Here is a 16,171-nt window from a genome sequence, read left to right as displayed (position 1 = left end):
CTCCTCGTGGGGTGTGGGTGAACGGAGAAGTGCGGTGGGCTAGTGGCGGGAGGCCTTCGGATCCAGGGCGTCCCGCACGGCGTCGCCGAGCAGGTTGAACGCCAGGACGGTGACGACGAGCATGATGCCGGGCACGGCCAGGAACCACGGATCGCTGAGGTACCAGTTGCCTGACTGCGCGGCGTTGAGCATCTGGCCCCACGACGGTGTGGGGTCCTTGACGCCGACGCCGAGGAAGGACAGGGCGGCTTCGGCGGAGATGTTGGTGGGGATGAGCATGGTGGCATAGACGAGCACGACGCCCATGACGTTCGGGATGATCTGGCGGAAGAGCACGCTCAGGTGCGAGGCGCCGAAGGAGCGTGCTGCCTCGACGAACTCGCGTTCGCGCAGGCTCAGCACCTGGCCGCGGACGATCCGGGCGAGGTAGGCCCAGCCGAAGAAGCCTAGGATGATCACCAGCGAGGCCATGGGCAGGAAGCTGCCTTCGCCCAGCGGCGTGCCGCGAAGCCTGGACTGCAGGATGGGCGTCAGGGAGAGCACCAGCAGCAGGTGCGGGAAGGCGAGGAAGAGATCCATGATGCGGCTGATGATGGCATCGGTCTTGCCGCCGAAGTAGCCGGCGGCGGCACCGAGGACGGTCCCCAGCACCACCGAAACGGCGGTGGATAGCAGGGCGATGGTGAGGGAGACTTGACCGCCGTGGGCGAGCCGGGCGAAGAGGTCCCGGCCAAGACCCGGTTCGACGCCGAGCCAGTGCTGGGCCGAGGGGTACATGAAGCCGGGGAGCGGCAGGCCCGGCGTCTGGAAGTCGTCCAGTACTTCCGGGCTGGTGTTCGAGGTGTAGGGGTCATTGCCTGACAGGGCGCTGAGCCACGGGGCGAGGATGGCGAACAGCATGATCGCCACCACCACGCACAGGCTCAGCAGCGCGATCTTGCTGCGGCGGATCCGCAGCCATGCTGTCGCCAGCAGTGAGCGGGCTTCGGTTGGAGCGCTGGCGGGCTGGGCTGCCGGTGCCGGGGAAACCGGCGGGCTGCCTGTGCCGGGTTCGGCGGACTGTAACTGGGTCAACGGCTGTGCTCGATTCATGATCCAGGGAGATGGCTCCGGAACTTTTCTTGTATACCAAAATAGAGTAAAGCACGATTGATGCGATGTAAATCACAATTAATGTAGTGTTTGGAATACCAAACACTGGCTGTGTTAGCTGTGTTAATCGCAACAATCGAAAGGACCCGCTGTGCCCACGAAGGTATCGGCCCGCTACGTGCTCGGTTTCGACAAAGGGCGGCATGTGCTGCTGGACAACGCGTGTGTGGTCTACCGAGGCGACGTCATCGAGTTCGTCGGCCACAGCTATGAAGGGCCGGTTGATGAGGAACGGGATCTGGGCGATGCCCTGCTCATGCCCGGGCTGATCGACCTGGACGCATTGACCGACATCGACCACCTGATCCTGGACAGCTGGGCAGATCCCGAACTCGCCAAGGGCTACCAATGGTCCGAGGACTACTTCCGCAGCCGCCGCGCCGACGTGTTCACAGCCGAGGAACGCCAGGAGATCCGGGAGTATGCCCTTATCCAGCTCGTGCTCCACGGCATCACCACTTTCATGCCGATTGCCTCGGAGGTCCACTCCTCGTGGGCCGAGACCTTTGACGACGTCGCCGGCATGGCCGAGACAAGCCGGCGGCTGGGGCTGCGCGGATACCTCGGCCCTGCGTACCGCTCCGGCGTAAACGTTGTGCTGGCCAACGGGGAGCGGTCTGTCATGTTCGACGACGAGCGCGGTGCGGACGGCTTTACCGACGCACTACGTTTCCTGGACCACGCGAAAGACCTGGACGACCCGCTGGTCAACGGCGTCCTGCTTCCCTGCCGGATCGAAACCCTGGGGGTGGAACTGCTGAAGGCCACCGCCCAGGTGTCGGAGGAACGTGACGTCCTGGTGCGCCTGCACTCCCTGCAGGGCCTTGCGGAGCGGCAGCACATTCTGGACCGGCACGGCGTCACACCCTTGGAACTCCTGGACCAGGCCGGCATGCTCAACGGGCGCCTCCTGATCCCGCACGCCACCTATACGGACCGCAACCCTGGGGTCCACGGGGAGGACCGGGGAGACCTCACGCGCCTCGCCGAGTCCGGCGCGAGCATCATCCACTGCCCGCTGACGTCCATGCGGTACGGCAGCGTCCTGGATTCGTTCAACGCATACAAGGAGGCGGGCATCAACATTGCGCTCGGAACGGATTCCTTCCCGCCGGATCTCATCCGCGGCATCGACGCCGGAGTGCAGCTTGCGAAGATCCTGGCCGGCACCACCGGCGCGGCAGACGTCGCCGGGTACTTCGACGCCGCCACCCTCGGCGGTGCCCGGGCCCTGCGGCGCCCGGACCTGGGACGGCTGGAAGCCGGCGCGCAGGCGGACCTCGTGGCATTCGCCCTCGACGATGTCCGTGACGGCGTCCACGACGACCCCTTCCGCACGCTCCTGCTCAACGGCACTGCACGCCAGTCCGTGCTGTCAGTGGTGGCGGGCAGAACCATCATGGCCGATGGAAAAATCGACGGCGTGGATCCCGGCCACTGGCGAACAAAAGCACAGAAACTCTTCGAAAAAATGCGGGCGGCCTACACCGTACGGGACGCCCGGGGCCGGACGTCCGACGAGCTGTTTCCTCCCGTGTATGCTCGGTTGGAACGCTGACCGGCGCCGTCCGCCCCGGGAAGCGGGCGCTGGCACAAAGGGGAGTGGAATGGTGGCAGACGCGATGCCGGAAAGCCTGAAGGGCCGCGACGATGAGGCCCGCGCAGAGCACGTCTACCAGCTGGTGCTCGAGGGCATCGTGACCGGCGAATTCGGACAGGGCATGCGGCTGCGCGAGCGGGAGCTGTCCGAGATGTACGACGTCTCAAGGATCCCCGTCCGTGAAGCGATCCAGCGCCTGGAGCAGGACGGCTTCGTCGCCACGTTCCCGCGCCGGGGGGCCGTGGTCCGTCAGCTGACGCTCACCGACGTCAACGAGCTCTTCGACGTCCGGCTCTGCCTGGAAGCGTTCGCGGCCAGAATGGCAGCCACCCGCGTTGCGGAAGGCCACTCGGGAGGACGGCTGCAGGAACTGCTCGAGGAATCCCGCACCGCCATAGACGAAGGCCGTACTGACGACGTCGTCCGTCTCAGTACCCAAATCCACGCGGAAATCGTTAGGCTTTCCGGCAACCGGCTGCTGATCGACTCCGTGAAGCCGCTGTTTGGCCGGATGCGGTGGATCTTCGGCCTGGCGCACAACCGCAGCAACGAACTGCAAAGGGACGAGCACTCGGCCTTGTGCGACGCCATCCTCAAGGGGCGCCCGGACCTGGCGTACTCTCTGGCCTACTCACACATCGAGCTGGGCCGGGAGCCCGTGCTGGCCGGTCTCGCGAACCAGCTCGAACCGTAGGCGCGGCGCCGCCGTCGCCGTCACCGCAGGCAGGGACTAGGGTGGTTTCAAAGAGAAGGGGGAGTGCCTCATGGAATACCAGAATTCACAGCCCGTAGCGGGCTCCGTTCCCGGAATGCCGCCGGCTGCACCGTCAGGCGGGCGCACCGTCATTTCCGAAGCCGCCGTCGCGAAGGTTGCAGGCATCGCCGCCCGCTCGGTCCCTGGCGTCTACTCCCTTGGATCCGTCCCGGGCCGCGCCTTCGGCGCCATCCGCGACGCCGTCGGCAGCTCGGACCACGCCGCCGGTGTCCGCGCCGAAGTCGGCGAAACCCAGGTGGCTGTGGACATCGACCTCGTAGCTCTCTACGGCACACCGCTGCACGCCCTGGCAGACCAGATCCGCGCCGCCGTCTATGCGGCCGTCGAGGAACTGGTCGGGCTACAGGTCATTGAGGTCAACATAGAGATCCATGACGTATTCGTTCCCGGCCCGGCAAAGCCGCCGGCACCCGGCGAACCACGTCCCCCAAGGGAGGCAATCCAGTGAATCTGACGGTTGTAGGGATCGCAGTCGGCGCCTTCGTGGCGTTCATGTCCTTCCAGTTTGGCGTGTGGGGATTCCTCGGCGCGCTGCTGTTCATGGGCATCGGTGCCCTGCTGGGGCGTGCAGCGGAAGGGAAACTGGACCTGCGCAGCGTGCTCGACGCCCTCACCGGCCGGCGCTCCTCCTCATGAGCAGCACCGCTGGAGCGGCAGTCCATGGCAGGGGGCTCGTCGGCCACAACCGGATCAGCACCCAGGCCCTGACCAGCGTCGCACGGGCAGCTGCGGCAGAGGCCCTCGGGGTACCTGCACAGGACGTGCGGGCCGAATGGTCCGACGACGACGGCCTGCTGGCGTTGTCGCTCGTCACCCCGATCACCGTGCCCTCGCTGACGGCAGTCCTTCGGGACCCGGGCCGGGTTGCAGGCTTCGGCGGTTCCATCTGGGACCGGACCGTCGCCGCCAAAGCCGCGATCCTGCGCCGCGTGACCGAGCTGAGCGGCGCCCAGCTGAGCCGGGTGGACATCCGGATCAGCGGGGCCAGCGTGAGCGAAGGAGGGCGGGTCCGGTGAGCCACGATACGGAACACCGGCAGGTGGTGCCCAACACCGGCCCGGAGGAGCCCACGGCAGCCGCCAACGCGCCCGGGACCGGGGCCGCGGGAATGGAATGGATCCTGAAGCGCGAAACCAGTTCCTCACGGGCCGCCGCCGCCGTCATCGCCGCCGTCCTGGTGATAGCCTTGTGCGGCTACGCCCTGCTCGAAACGGCAGTCCGCGCCATCGGGCAGCCACCCTGGCTCGTGAACCCCGAAACTGCCGCGGAGCAGGTCGTGGCGCTCCCCGGCGGGGTTCCGCCGCTCCTGCTCGGTGCCCTCGGCGCCGTCGTGATCATGGCCGGGTTGTTCTTCTTCCTCAATGCCGTACTGCCGGGCCGCAGGGCCCGGCACCTGCTGCGGGACCGCCGCGCTGCCGTCGTGGTGGACGACGAAGTGATTGCCTCCGCGCTGGCCCGCAGGGCACGGCTGGCCGCCAATGTGGCCCAGGAGCAAGTGATGGTGATCGTGTCGCAAAGCCGCGTACTCGTCAACGTCCGCCCCACGTCCGGGGTCCCGCTGAGCCCGGACGCTGTGCAGGCGGCAGTCCAGGACGAACTCCGGGAGATGGGCCCGTCCCCGATGCCTGAAGTCCGGATCAACGTGGCCTCGGCGGGAGTGATCGGCGCATGAACAGCACCCCCAGACTCCTCAACCGGATCCTGCTCGGCATTGTGGGCCTCGGCTTCCTGGGCGTCGGCACCCTGCTGGTCCTGCTGGCCACTGTTCCGGCCGTCGGCCGCTGGTGGCAGGGCTGGTCCGCCGGGGCATGGAGCAACTGGCGTGATCTCTTTGAGCGCACGCGCTTCCCCGGCCGGCAGGAGAGCTGGCTGTGGATTGTGCTGGTGCTGCTTCTGCTCGTGGTGGTCGGAGCCATGGTGGCCTGGGTTGCCCAGCAGGGCAAAGGCCGGGCGGACCTCCTGGTGGCCGAAGAGGACCCGGGAGAGGTGCCCGGGAACGTCCGGATCGGCGGCGGGGTGGCCGAGCAGGCACTACGGGCAGCGCTGGCCGACCGTCCGGACCTCGCCGGAGCCACCGTCGCCACCTATGAGATCCGTGGCGAACCGGCACTGAAGATCCGTGTGCAGCCACGCCAGGGCGTTGCCCCGCATACCCTCGCCGCAGAAGTTTCGGCCCTCGTGGAGGCGCTTGACGCCGTGATCGGCAAGCGGACTCCGGTGCTCATCCACATCGGCTCCGGGGCGCGGTCGAGGTTCGGCCGGGCAGAACGCGTCCGCTGAGGCCGCGGTGAGGACCAGGCAATATTTCCGCGCGTCGCCGGCACCGCTCCTGCCGCGGTGATAACGCCGTACCGGTGCGGGCCCAGGCCTGCGGGGCAGGCATCTCCTTTTGATAAAGAGTGATGTAAACGCTTGCATTCCTCACCGAGTGTTGATTAGTGTGATGGTCGACACAACAACAGCACCGCCTTTTTACCGGTACTCAGCGAGGAGCCCTCCAGTATGAAAACCCCTAAGTTCCTACTTCCCGTAGCCACGGCAGGCGTTTTGGCCCTAACCCTTTCGGCCTGTGGAGGCGGGGGCGGCGGCACGACGGCTGGCGGTGGCGACGCCGAGCAGGGCCTCGACGCCCGCGGCCCCATCACGTACGTGCAGGGCAAGGACAACAGCAACGTGGTCCGCCCGCTGATCGAAAAGTGGAACGCCGCCCACCCGAACGAGAAGGTCACCTTCAAGGAACAGACCGACAACGCCGACCAGCAGCACGACGACCTCGTCCAGCACTTCCAGGCCAAGGATGCCGGTTACGATGTCGCGAGCGTCGACGTCGTCTGGACCGCCGAGTTCGCCGCCAAGGGCTGGCTGCAGCCGCTCAAGGACAAGATGGCGCTCGATACCTCGAAGATGCTGAAGCCGACCGTCGAGGCCGCCTCCTACAAGGGCACGCTCTACGCGGCACCGGAATCATCCGACGGCGGCATCCTGTACTACCGCAAGGACCTGGTCCCCACGCCCCCGAAGACCTGGGACGAGATGATGAGCATGTGCTCCATCGCGACGGCCAACAACATGGGCTGCTACGCCGGCCAGTTCAAGAAGTATGAAGGCCTGACGGTCAACGCCTCCGAGGCAATCAACTCCGCCGGCGGGTCCGTGCTGGACAAGGACGGCAAGCCGAGCCTGAACACGCCCGAGGCCAAGGCCGGCCTCGAAAACCTGGCCAAGGCATACGCCGACGGCAACATCCCGAAGGAAGCCATCACCTTCCAGGAGGAGGAGAGCCGCCAGGCGTTCCAGGACGGCAAGCTGCTGTTCCTCCGCAACTGGCCCTACGTCTACAACCTGGCCACCACCGAAGGTTCCTCGAAGGTCAAGGACGTTCTGGGTATGGCCGCCCTCCCGGGCAAGGACGGTCCCGGCGCCTCGTCGCTCGGCGGCCACAGCGCGGCAGTCAGCGTCTACTCGAAGAACAAGGCCACGGCACTGGACTTCCTGAAGTTCCTCACCACGGAAGAAAACCAGAAGTTCTTCGCCACGCAGGGTTCGCTCGCCCCGGTGCTCGGCAGCCTCTATGACGACCAGGAACTCGTGGCCAAGCTGCCGTACCTGCCCGTGCTGAAGACCTCGATCGAAAACGCCGTCCCGCGCCCGGTTACGCCGTTCTACCCGGCCGTCACCAAGGCCATCCAGGAGAACGCGTACTCGACCATCAAGGGCGAGAAGACCGTCGAGTCGGCGCTCTCCGACATGCAGAAGTCCATCGAGTCCGCTAGCGCGGGACAGTAGGTCCATCATGGCAACCGAATTGGGCCCGACGCCGGTCAAGGAACCGGCGTCGGGCGGGACACCGGTCCACCACGCACCCAAGGGCGTCGGGGAGGACAACGTCATCGCGAGCCAGGGACGCTGGGCTGCCTGGCTGCTGGCGCCGACCATCCTCGCGCTCGCGGTCGTGATCGTTTACCCGATCATCAGCGCCATCGTGATGTCGTTCCAGAAGGACGCAGGCCTCGACCCCGTCACGGGTCTCTTCACCGCCGGCGGCCCGGCCGGCTTCTCGAATTACGTCAACTGGCTGGCCCAGCAGTGTGCCGCTCCGGGCGGCGGAACCGTGGCATGTCCGCCGGGAACGCTCGGCGCGCAGTTCTGGTCCGCCACTGCGACAACCTTCTTCTTCACCATCGTCACTGTGACCCTGGAGACGATTCTCGGCTTCTGGATGGCCGTCATCATGGCGCGGTCCTTCAGGGGCCGCAGCCTGGTCCGCGCAGCCGTCCTGGTGCCGTGGGCCATCCCCACTGCCGTCACGGCCAAGCTGTGGCTGTTCATCTTCGCGTTCGAAGGCATCGGCAACAAACTCTTCAACACCACCATCCTGTGGACCGGAAGTGAATGGCCGGCCCGGTGGGCGGTGATCATCGCGGATGTCTGGAAAACCACGCCATTCATGGCGCTGTTGATTCTCGCCGGCCTGCAGATGATTCCCGCCGAGGTTTACGAGGCCGCAAAAGTCGACGGCGCCACCGCCTGGCAGCGGTTCCGGATGATCACCCTGCCGCTGGTGAAGCCGGCGCTGATGGTGGCCATCCTGTTCCGCACCCTGGACGCATTGCGCATGTTCGACCTCCCGTACATCCTCACCGGCGGGGCCAACAACACCACCACATTGTCGATCCTGGTGATCAACCAGATCAGGCAAGGGTTCAATGCGGCCGCGGCATTGTCCACCATCACGTTCATCATCATCTTTCTTGTCGCTTTCATCTTCGTCCGGTTCCTCGGAGCGAACGTCGTGGAGCAGCAGACCGGCGCAGGTAAGGGGAAGAAATGACCGCCGCGACCGAACTACGCGCAGAGCAGGACCGGGGACGCAAGGCCGCGCAGAACCGGGAAAAGTGGGCCCAGGGCCGCACGTACGTCAGTGCGGCCGTGATCCTCATCTGGTGCCTGGCGCCGGCCTACTGGATGGTGGTGACGGCGTTCCGCGACGTCGGCTTCACCTACGACACCTCGTTGCTGCCGACCCACGTGACGCTGGACAACTTCAAGACGGCCTTCGACACGTCCTTCGGCAACCACTTCGGGCAGGCGCTGCTCAACAGCTTGTTCATCGGTGCCGTGGTGACCATCGTTTCGCTGCTGATCGGCGTGTTTGCCGCCTATGCGCTGGCACGTTTGAACTTCCGGTTCAAGTACCTCGTGCTGGGCTTCATCCTGGGGGCCTCCATGTTCCCCGGCGTCGCCCTCATCACGCCGCTGTTCCAGCTGTTCACGAGTATCGGCTGGATGGGTACCTACCAGGCCCTGATCATCCCGAACATCTCGTTTGTGCTGCCGCTGACCGTCTACACCATGACGTCCTTCTTCCGGGAGATGCCGTGGGAGCTCGAGGAATCGGCCCGGGTGGACGGATGTACCCAGGGGCAGGCGTTCCGGAAGGTCATCATGCCGCTGGCGGCTCCGGCCATCTTCACCACGGCCATCCTGGCGTTCATCTCCTCCTGGAACGAGTTCCTGATCGCCAGCCAGCTTTCCAGCGACGCAACCCAGCCGGTCACGGTGGCCATTGCCAGCTTCGCCGGCGCCCAGCCCAACCAGGTCCCGTACACCGCGATCATGGCCGCAGGCACCATTGTGACCATTCCCTTGGTCATCCTGGTGCTGGTTTTCCAGCGCAAGATCGTGGCCGGCCTGACTGCCGGCGCCGTCAAGTGACGGCTGCGCCATGACCGGCAGACAGAACCAGGGCCACGTGACCGGGGCGCGTCGAAAGGTGCGCTCCGGAGAGGACTTCGACATCATCATCGGGTTCCTGGGCTTCTGGACCGTGGTGCTGCTGGTGGTCACCGTCTGGATGGAGGTGACCGCGCAGCCGGCCCTTGGCTGGGCCCTGGGTCTGTTGGCCTCGGTGCTGGCGCTCTACGGGATGATCCGGCTGCGCCGCCGCCTGCCCCGGAGGACGGCCACCAGACGCGGCTGAGGACAAGGGGATCAGCTTTGTTGCCGCGGGGGAGGCCAGTTAATGCAGTTCTGCGGACGGCGCGCTCAGGCGATCCCGCGGAGAGTCGACAAGGGGACACGGTGGCACGGACAACGGACAGAGCGCAGCGGGGAGGCCACTCCGGGGTCAGCATCGAGGACGTGGCAGCCGCAGCCGGAGTCTCCACCGCCACCGTGTCCCGGGCCGTCCGCGGCCTGCCCAGGGTTTCACCGGCGACGCGGGAGAAGATCCTGGGCATCGCCGACGACCTGGGTTACGTGGCGTCGTCCTCGGCGTCCGGCCTGGCAACGGGCCGGACCAAAACTATCGGCGTGCTGGCCCCGTTCGTCAGCCGCTGGTTCTTCTCCAAGGCGATCGAGGGAGCTGACCGGGAACTGCACGCCCGCCAGTACAACCTCTCCCTCTTCAATCTCGGCGGCCACGGCAGCAACCGTGAGCGGCTCTTCAGCAAGACCATGGTCTACAAGCAGATCGACGCGCTCCTGGTCCTCTGTATGGCTCTGACCCACGAGGAAATCGAACATCTCCAGAAGATCGATATCCCCCTCGTTGTGGTGGGAGGACATGTGGAGGAGTGCCCCTACATCGGAATTGACGACTACGCCGCCGCCGCAACCGCGGTGCGCCACCTCATCGGCCTCGGGCACAAGCAGATTGCCCTGCTGCACGGCGACGACGAGACCGACCTGAACTTCGACGTCCCAAGGGTCCGGATCCGGGCCTTCCAGGAAGTGATGGCGGAAGCGGGCCTCGATGTCCGGCCGGAATGGGACGAGTGGGGGGACTTCACCGTCCGCAGCGGCCAGGACGCGTTCAACCGGCTCTGGGACCGCCCCGGCCCGAAGCCAACCGCCATCTTCTGCGCGTCGGACGAGATGGCCATGGGGGTCATTTTCGAGGCGAACCGGGTGGGCGTCCGGGTCCCGGAGGACCTGTCCGTCGTCGGCATCGACGACCACGACTTCTCAGACGCCATGGGACTCACCACGGTGGGGCAGCGCCCCGACGAGCAGGCCGAGCTGGGAACAAAAATGCTGCTCGACGAACTCGACGGCGCCGCCGGGGCGGTCCGCTCCACCGTCGCGCCGCACCGGCTGATCGTCAGGCGAACGACGGCGCCGCCGCGTTAGGCGGACTTGCCCGCCCAGGATCAGTCCGCCCGAGATCTGTCCGCCCATGATCTGTCCGCCCACGGCGTGGCAGGCCCGGGACGCCGGTCAGGAAGCGCGGGCCAGCTGCCGGATGGGGATCCAGCGGGACGCCAGCCGACGGTACGCGGCGGCCGCGCCGGTCATATCGCCCTCGGCCAGGCACTCGATGCCCAGCCGCACGTCCAACGGAGAGTCATCCGGGTAGACCTTGTCCGCCACTGCGCCGTAGTCGAGTTCCGCCACCGAATCCGGGTGGAAGAGTTCAAGCCATTCGGTGAGCTGGGTGAGGTCCTCAAGCATGTCCAGATCGGGAGCGGCCAGGGCCAGATGGGCCACCGCATAGCGGACCCTTTCCAGCGCCTCCGAGATGGTTGCGCGGATCCGCACGGTGACGATGTGACCGTCGGCTTCCACCACGTCCGTGGGGTCCGATTCCTGGAACAGGCAGAACCAGCTGAACGGGATGCCCCACGTGGACGCCCGGGTGTGGACCCGGCCCAGGCCGGCGTGGGAGCGCGCTTCATCGATGCGTTCCTGGTGCCTGTCGCGCTGTTCCTCCGGGATCAGCAGCTGGGCCAAGGGACCGTGGATCCCTTCCATCAGCGCGTTTGCTGCGAGGCCGGCGCGGAGCACCAGTTGGCTCGGGCAATACAGCAATCTGTCCGGTGTGCCGTTCGGCGGCGCCGCGGTGACAATGCGCACCAGGTCGGTCCGTCCGGTCGGGAACGGGTCCCCGCCCGGACGGGTGATCCGGCCAAGGGAAGCGAGCAGTTCGGCGTTCTCTACCGCAGCGCGGGAAGCGCTCCGGTCTCCGGCCGTCCGCAGGGCGCCCTGCTGGTCCGCCGGGAAAGCCTCCAGCGGCTCAAAGATCCGCAGGGCAGATGAGAACGGCAGGCCGGCCTGTCCCCGATAGAGGTTTCCCGTCATCGGAGCACGCCGCTTCCCTGGCCCGCGGTCATCAGCCGTTCAGCTCCACGATGACCGGTGCATGATCCGAGGCGCCCTTGCCTTTGCGCTCCTCGCGGTCGATCGCCGCACCGGTGACACGGGTAGCCAAAGCAGGGGAGGCCAGGACGAAGTCGATCCGCATGCCTTCCTTCTTCGGGAAACGCAGCTGGGTGTAGTCCCAGTAGGTGTAGACGCCGGGGCCGGGCGTGTGCGGGCGCACAACGTCCTGGAATCCGGCGTCCTCGAAAGCATGGAAGGCGGCCCGTTCCGGTTCACTGACGTGGGTGAGGCCCTCGGCGCGGAAGTAGTCGATGTCCCAGACGTCGTCGTCCTGCGGCGCGATGTTCCAGTCGCCCACCAACGCGATCTGCGCCTTGGGATCATCCTTGACCCAGCCCTCGGCATGGGTCTTCAGCGTGTCCAGCCAGCTCAGTTTGTAGGGCATGTGCTCGTCATCGAGGGCCCGGCCGTTGGGCACGTAGAGGCTCCAGACGCGGATGCCGCCGCACGTGGCGCCGATTGCGCGGGCCTCCTGGACAGCGTCCTTGCCGTTCTTGCCGAAGGCTGGCTGGTCCATGAACGTCCGTTCGACGTCGTCAAGGCCCACCCGGGAAGCGATCGCGACGCCGTTCCACTGGCTCAGGCCGAAGTGCGCCACCTCGTAGCCCATGCTCTCGAACAGTTCCCACGGGAAGTTGTCGTCCTTGCACTTGGTTTCCTGGATCGCCAGGACATCGCAGTCGGTGCGCTGAAGCCAGGCTTCCACACGGTCGGCTCGGGCGCGGAGGGAGTTCACATTCCAGGTAGCAATCTTCACAGTCCCTAACTTACCGAACTTGGCTGCCGGGCGAAGCGGCGGCGGAGGGCGGCTCTCTGGAAATTAGTAGGAAGTCCGAGTATATTCAGGATCAAAGATGATCTGGATCACATGCAAAGGAGCATTCGACCATGGTTCGCGAACTATCCCATTACATTGACGGCCAGCGGGTGGAGGGCACCTCGGGGCGCTTCAGCGACGTCTATGACCCCTGCACCGGAAAGGTCCAGGCCCGGCTGCCGCTGGCCAGCGCAGAGGAAGTGCGCAACGTGATTGCCAGCGCGGAAAAGGGCCAGCTCGAATGGGCCGCCATGAACCCGCAGAAGCGCGGCCGGATCCTGCTCAAGTTCGTTGACCTCGTCAACGAGAACATGGATGAGCTCGCCACCCTGCTGTCCTCAGAGCACGGCAAGACCTTCCCCGACGCCAAGGGCGACATCCAGCGCGGCATCGAAGTCGTGGAATTCGCCGCCGGCGCCCCGCACCTGCTCAAGGGCGAGTTCTCGGACAGCGCCGGGACCGGCATCGACGTGCACTCGATGCGCCAGCCGCTCGGCGTCGTCGCCGGCATCACGCCGTTCAACTTCCCGGCCATGATCCCGCTCTGGAAGTCCGGCCCGGCCCTCGCCGCCGGCAACTCCTTCATCCTCAAGCCGTCAGAACGGGACCCGTCCGTTCCGCTTCGCCTGGCCGAGCTCTTCAGCGAGGCAGGCCTCCCCGACGGTGTGTTTAATGTGGTCAACGGCGACAAGGAAGCCGTGGACGCGCTGCTGGAAGACCCCCGGGTCCAGGCCATCGGATTCGTCGGGTCCACGCCGATCGCGCAGTACATCTACGCGACCGCCGCGGCCAACGGCAAACGCGCCCAGTGTTTCGGCGGCGCCAAGAACCACATGGTGATCATGCCGGACGCTGACCTCGACATGGCCGCAGACGCCTTGATCGGGGCCGGCTTCGGCTCCGCCGGCGAGCGGTGCATGGCGATCTCGGTTGCGGTGCCCGTCGGCCAAAAGACCGCCGACGCCCTCGTGGAGAAGCTGCAGGAGCGGATCGCGGACCTCAAGGTCGGCCCCAGCCTCGCCAAGGATTCGGACTTCGGCCCCGTTGTGGCGGCCTCCGCCCTGGAGCGGATCGAGGGTTACATCGCCTCCGGCGTCGAGGAAGGCGCCAGCCTCGTGGCCGATGGCCGCGGACTCAAAGTCGAGGGCTACGACGGCGGCTTCTGGATCGGCCCGACCCTCTTCGACAACGTCACAAAGGACATGAAGATCTACAAGGAGGAAATCTTCGGCCCGGTGCTGAGCGTGCTCCGCGCGGAAGACTACGACGAGGCCCTGAGGCTGTGCAGCGAGCACGAGTTCGGCAACGGGGTGGCCATCTTCACCCGCGACGGCGACGCCGCCCGGGACTTCGCGAGCCGGGTCCAAGTGGGCATGGTGGGCATCAACGTTCCCATTCCGGTGCCGATCGCGTACTACACGTTCGGCGGCTGGAAGGCGTCGGGCTTCGGCGACCTCAACCAGCACGGCGCCGACGCCTTCCGCTTCTACACGAAGACCAAGACCGTCACCACCCGCTGGCCCTCCGGCGTCCGCAGCGGCGCAAGTTTCGTTATGCCGGAAGGCAGCTGATGGCGGAGCAGCCGGGCCAGGACGCATCCGGGCCCGCCGCCGAGGTCCTGTTCGAACGGCGCGGCCGGCTGGGCGTGGTCACGCTCAACCGGCCCAAGGCCGTCAACGCGCTCACCGCGGGCATGGCATCGGCCATGCTGGACCAGCTCACACAGTGGGCGGACGACGACGCCGTGGCCGCGGTGCTGGTCCGCGGAGCCGGCGAACGGGGGCTGTGCGCCGGCGGGGACATCGTGGCGATCTACCGCGACATGCTCGACGGCGGCCAGGCCACAGCCGAGTTCTGGGCGGAGGAGTACCGGCTGAACCTGCTGATCTCCGAGTACCCCAAACCCTACGTCGCGTTTATGGACGGGCTGGTGCTCGGCGGAGGCGTAGGGATCTCCGCGCACGGCTCGGTCCGGGTCGTCACCGAACGCACCCGGATGGGCATGCCCGAAACCACCATCGGTTTTGTCCCCGACGTCGGCGGAACCCTGCTGCTTTCCCGCTCGCCGGGGGAGAGCGGCACCCACGCTGCGCTCACCGGCGCGCACCTGGACGGCGCGGACGCCCTCTTCCTGGGGCTGGCGGACCACTTCGTGCCGTCCGAAAGCCTGGCCGAACTGGCGGCGGCGCTGGAGCACGAGGCGGCGGACTCCGCCGTCGCACGGTTCACCGAAGAGGCGCCGCGCTCCGCACTGGCGGCGCAGCAGGAATGGATCGACGCCTGCTACTCGAGCGACGACGCCGAAGAGATCCTGCGCCGGCTCCGCGCCATGGGCGCAGATGGTGCCGGGGAAGCAGCCGATGTCGCCGACACAATCGAGGCCAAGTCGCCGACGGCGGTCAAGGTGGCCCTGGCGTCACTCCGCCGGGTCCGCGGGCTCAGCCTGGCGGAGGCCCTGGCCCAGGAATACCGGGTGGGGCTGCGCTTCGTTGCCGGCCCCGATTTCCGCGAGGGCATCCGCGCCCAGGTGGTGGACAAGGACCGGACGCCGCACTGGCAGCCGGCCACGCTGTCGGAGGTCGGACGCGGCGACGTCGAGGCGTACTTTGCGCCGCTGGGCGACCGCGAACTGAAGCTTTCTTCAAAGGAGTCGGACCATGTCTGACGAACTACAGGCTGAAGCAGGAGCCTCTGTTACAGGCACCATCGCGTTCCTCGGCCTGGGCCACATGGGCGGGCCGATGGCCAGCAACCTCGTCAAGGCCGGGTACACCGTAACCGGGTTCGACGTCGTGCCGGCGGCCCTCGAAACCGCCCGGGCGCACGGCATCGCCACCGCTGACGCCGCGGCCGAAGCGGTGGCGGGTGCCGCCGTCGTGCTGACCATGCTGCCCAGCGGCAAACACCTGCTGGACGCCTACCGCGGCACGCCGGGCCAGCCGGGACAGCCCAGCCAGCCCGGCCTCCTGGAGACCGCCGCGCCCGGCACATTGTTCCTGGACTGCTCCACAATCAACGTCGACGAGGCCCGCGAGGCTGCCGGACTGGCCGTCGCCGCCGGCCACCGGGCCGTGGACGCGCCCGTCTCCGGCGGCGTCGTGGGGGCCGAGGCCGGCACCCTGACGTTTATGGTCGGGGCGTTGCCCGATGACTTCGAAGCGGTCAAGCCAATGCTGGAAGTCATGGGCAGACGCGTGGTCCACTGCGGGGAACACGGTGCCGGTCAGGCCGCGAAAATCTGCAACAACCTGATCCTCGGAATCTCCATGATCGCCGTCAGCGAGGCCTTTGTGCTCGGCGAGAAGCTCGGGCTGACGCACCAGGCACTCTTCGACGTCGCCTCGGCGGCCTCGGGCCAGTGCTGGGCGCTGACCACCAACTGCCCCGTGCCGGGACCGGTCCCCACGAGCCCCGCCAACCGGGACTACCAGCCCGGATTCGCCGGGGCCCTCATGGCGAAGGATCTCAGGCTGGCGCTCAATGCCCTCGAAAGCACCGGCGTCGCCGCCCGGCTGGGGCCGCTGGCGTCCGAAATCTACGATACTTTTGCCGCAGAGGGCGGTGCCGGCCGGGACTTCTCCGGCATCATCACGGACATCCGGGACAAGTCCGCATCCTAGCGGCCCGGCCCATCAGTCCTGACCCAAGACCATCCGAAAGACAACCC

Annotated in this window: 18 protein-coding genes; 15 read left to right on the top strand and 3 right to left on the bottom strand. The window is 66.8% G+C overall.

The features are described 5' to 3' along the window. Nucleotides 1-39 precede the first annotated feature (39 nt). On the bottom strand, nucleotides 40-1,074 hold the full coding sequence (locus tag ABIB51_RS02320) for an ABC transporter permease (RefSeq protein WP_354185078.1): 1,035 nt from the start codon (nucleotides 1,072-1,074) through the stop codon (nucleotides 40-42). A gap of 169 nt (nucleotides 1,075-1,243) precedes the next feature. On the opposite strand from ABIB51_RS02320, the gene ABIB51_RS02315 reads away from it, so the two are divergent. The 12 genes from ABIB51_RS02315 to ABIB51_RS02260 all read left to right on the top strand — a co-directional run bounded on the left by ABIB51_RS02315 (nucleotide 1,244) and on the right by ABIB51_RS02260 (nucleotide 10,658). Beyond that, nucleotides 1,244-2,710 carry a chlorohydrolase family protein gene (locus ABIB51_RS02315; protein WP_354185076.1) on the top strand — a complete coding sequence of 489 codons (1,467 nt, stop codon included), beginning with the start codon at nucleotides 1,244-1,246 and terminating at the stop codon, nucleotides 2,708-2,710. 49 nt (nucleotides 2,711-2,759) lie between these two features. Beyond that, nucleotides 2,760-3,446: a GntR family transcriptional regulator gene (locus ABIB51_RS02310; protein WP_354185074.1), complete on the top strand. Its 687-nt coding sequence runs from the start codon at nucleotides 2,760-2,762 to the stop codon at nucleotides 3,444-3,446. 70 nt (nucleotides 3,447-3,516) lie between these two features. Continuing rightward, nucleotides 3,517-3,975, top strand: a complete 459-nt coding sequence (locus ABIB51_RS02305) for an Asp23/Gls24 family envelope stress response protein (RefSeq protein WP_354185072.1) — start codon at nucleotides 3,517-3,519, stop codon at nucleotides 3,973-3,975. Beyond that, on the top strand, nucleotides 3,972-4,163 hold the full coding sequence (locus ABIB51_RS02300) for a hypothetical protein (RefSeq protein ID WP_069950472.1): 192 nt from the start codon (nucleotides 3,972-3,974) through the stop codon (nucleotides 4,161-4,163). The genes ABIB51_RS02305 and ABIB51_RS02300 overlap by 4 nt, the downstream gene beginning before the upstream one ends. Beyond that, nucleotides 4,160-4,543 carry a hypothetical protein gene (locus ABIB51_RS02295; RefSeq protein ID WP_354185070.1) on the top strand — a complete coding sequence of 128 codons (384 nt, stop codon included), beginning with the start codon at nucleotides 4,160-4,162 and terminating at the stop codon, nucleotides 4,541-4,543. The genes ABIB51_RS02300 and ABIB51_RS02295 overlap by 4 nt, the downstream gene beginning before the upstream one ends. Nucleotides 4,544-4,635: 92 nt before the next feature. Then, nucleotides 4,636-5,199: a DUF6286 domain-containing protein gene (locus ABIB51_RS02290; protein WP_354185560.1), complete on the top strand. Its 564-nt coding sequence runs from the start codon at nucleotides 4,636-4,638 to the stop codon at nucleotides 5,197-5,199. After that, nucleotides 5,196-5,807, top strand: a complete 612-nt coding sequence (locus ABIB51_RS02285; protein WP_354185068.1) for a hypothetical protein — start codon at nucleotides 5,196-5,198, stop codon at nucleotides 5,805-5,807. The genes ABIB51_RS02290 and ABIB51_RS02285 overlap by 4 nt, the downstream gene beginning before the upstream one ends. A gap of 222 nt (nucleotides 5,808-6,029) precedes the next feature. Continuing rightward, entirely contained in the window at nucleotides 6,030-7,313 is a 1,284-nt protein-coding gene (locus tag ABIB51_RS02280; RefSeq protein ID WP_354185066.1) for an ABC transporter substrate-binding protein, read from the top strand. A gap of 7 nt (nucleotides 7,314-7,320) precedes the next feature. Continuing rightward, nucleotides 7,321-8,358 carry a carbohydrate ABC transporter permease gene (locus ABIB51_RS02275; protein ID WP_354185064.1) on the top strand — a complete coding sequence of 346 codons (1,038 nt, stop codon included), beginning with the start codon at nucleotides 7,321-7,323 and terminating at the stop codon, nucleotides 8,356-8,358. Continuing rightward, entirely contained in the window at nucleotides 8,355-9,242 is an 888-nt protein-coding gene (locus ABIB51_RS02270) for a carbohydrate ABC transporter permease (RefSeq protein ID WP_354185062.1), read from the top strand. Before ABIB51_RS02275 ends, ABIB51_RS02270 begins: the two co-directional genes overlap by 4 nt. Before the next feature lie 10 nt (nucleotides 9,243-9,252). Then, the gene (locus ABIB51_RS02265) at nucleotides 9,253-9,507 is read left to right on the top strand and encodes a hypothetical protein (RefSeq protein ID WP_354185060.1); all 255 of its coding nucleotides are present in this window, start codon (nucleotides 9,253-9,255) and stop codon (nucleotides 9,505-9,507) included. Nucleotides 9,508-9,608: 101 nt separating this feature from the next. Beyond that, nucleotides 9,609-10,658, top strand: coding sequence for a LacI family DNA-binding transcriptional regulator (locus ABIB51_RS02260; RefSeq protein WP_354185058.1), 1,050 nt, complete (start codon nucleotides 9,609-9,611; stop codon nucleotides 10,656-10,658). Between the two features lie 87 nt (nucleotides 10,659-10,745). Here the strand turns inward: ABIB51_RS02260 and ABIB51_RS02255 are convergent, their stop codons facing one another. Continuing rightward, nucleotides 10,746-11,606 (bottom strand): DUF8083 family protein, encoded by an 861-nt coding sequence (locus tag ABIB51_RS02255; protein WP_354185056.1) that lies wholly within the window; start codon nucleotides 11,604-11,606, stop codon nucleotides 10,746-10,748. A 31-nt stretch (nucleotides 11,607-11,637) separates the two neighbouring features. Then, nucleotides 11,638-12,444 carry an exodeoxyribonuclease III gene (locus tag ABIB51_RS02250; RefSeq protein ID WP_354185054.1) on the bottom strand — a complete coding sequence of 269 codons (807 nt, stop codon included), beginning with the start codon at nucleotides 12,442-12,444 and terminating at the stop codon, nucleotides 11,638-11,640. A gap of 131 nt (nucleotides 12,445-12,575) precedes the next feature. Between ABIB51_RS02250 and ABIB51_RS02245 the strand changes: the two genes are divergently transcribed. Genes ABIB51_RS02245 through mmsB form a run of 3 tightly spaced genes read left to right on the top strand, consistent with a single transcriptional unit; the run spans nucleotide 12,576 to nucleotide 16,124 of the window. Continuing rightward, nucleotides 12,576-14,075, top strand: a complete 1,500-nt coding sequence (locus ABIB51_RS02245; RefSeq protein ID WP_354185052.1) for a CoA-acylating methylmalonate-semialdehyde dehydrogenase — start codon at nucleotides 12,576-12,578, stop codon at nucleotides 14,073-14,075. After that, nucleotides 14,075-15,169, top strand: a complete 1,095-nt coding sequence (locus ABIB51_RS02240; RefSeq protein WP_354185050.1) for an enoyl-CoA hydratase/isomerase family protein — start codon at nucleotides 14,075-14,077, stop codon at nucleotides 15,167-15,169. Before ABIB51_RS02245 ends, ABIB51_RS02240 begins: the two co-directional genes overlap by 1 nt. Then, nucleotides 15,162-16,124, top strand: a complete 963-nt coding sequence (gene mmsB, locus ABIB51_RS02235; protein ID WP_354185048.1) for a 3-hydroxyisobutyrate dehydrogenase — start codon at nucleotides 15,162-15,164, stop codon at nucleotides 16,122-16,124. The genes ABIB51_RS02240 and mmsB overlap by 8 nt, the downstream gene beginning before the upstream one ends. The last annotated feature ends 47 nt before the right edge of the window (nucleotides 16,125-16,171 follow it).

The sequence above is a fragment of the Arthrobacter sp. UYCu712 genome (assembly GCF_040547005.1).
Lineage (GTDB): Bacteria > Actinomycetota > Actinomycetes > Actinomycetales > Micrococcaceae > Arthrobacter.
The sequence above is the reverse complement of the archived record's forward strand: the minus strand, read 5'-3'. Positions and strand labels throughout refer to the sequence as shown.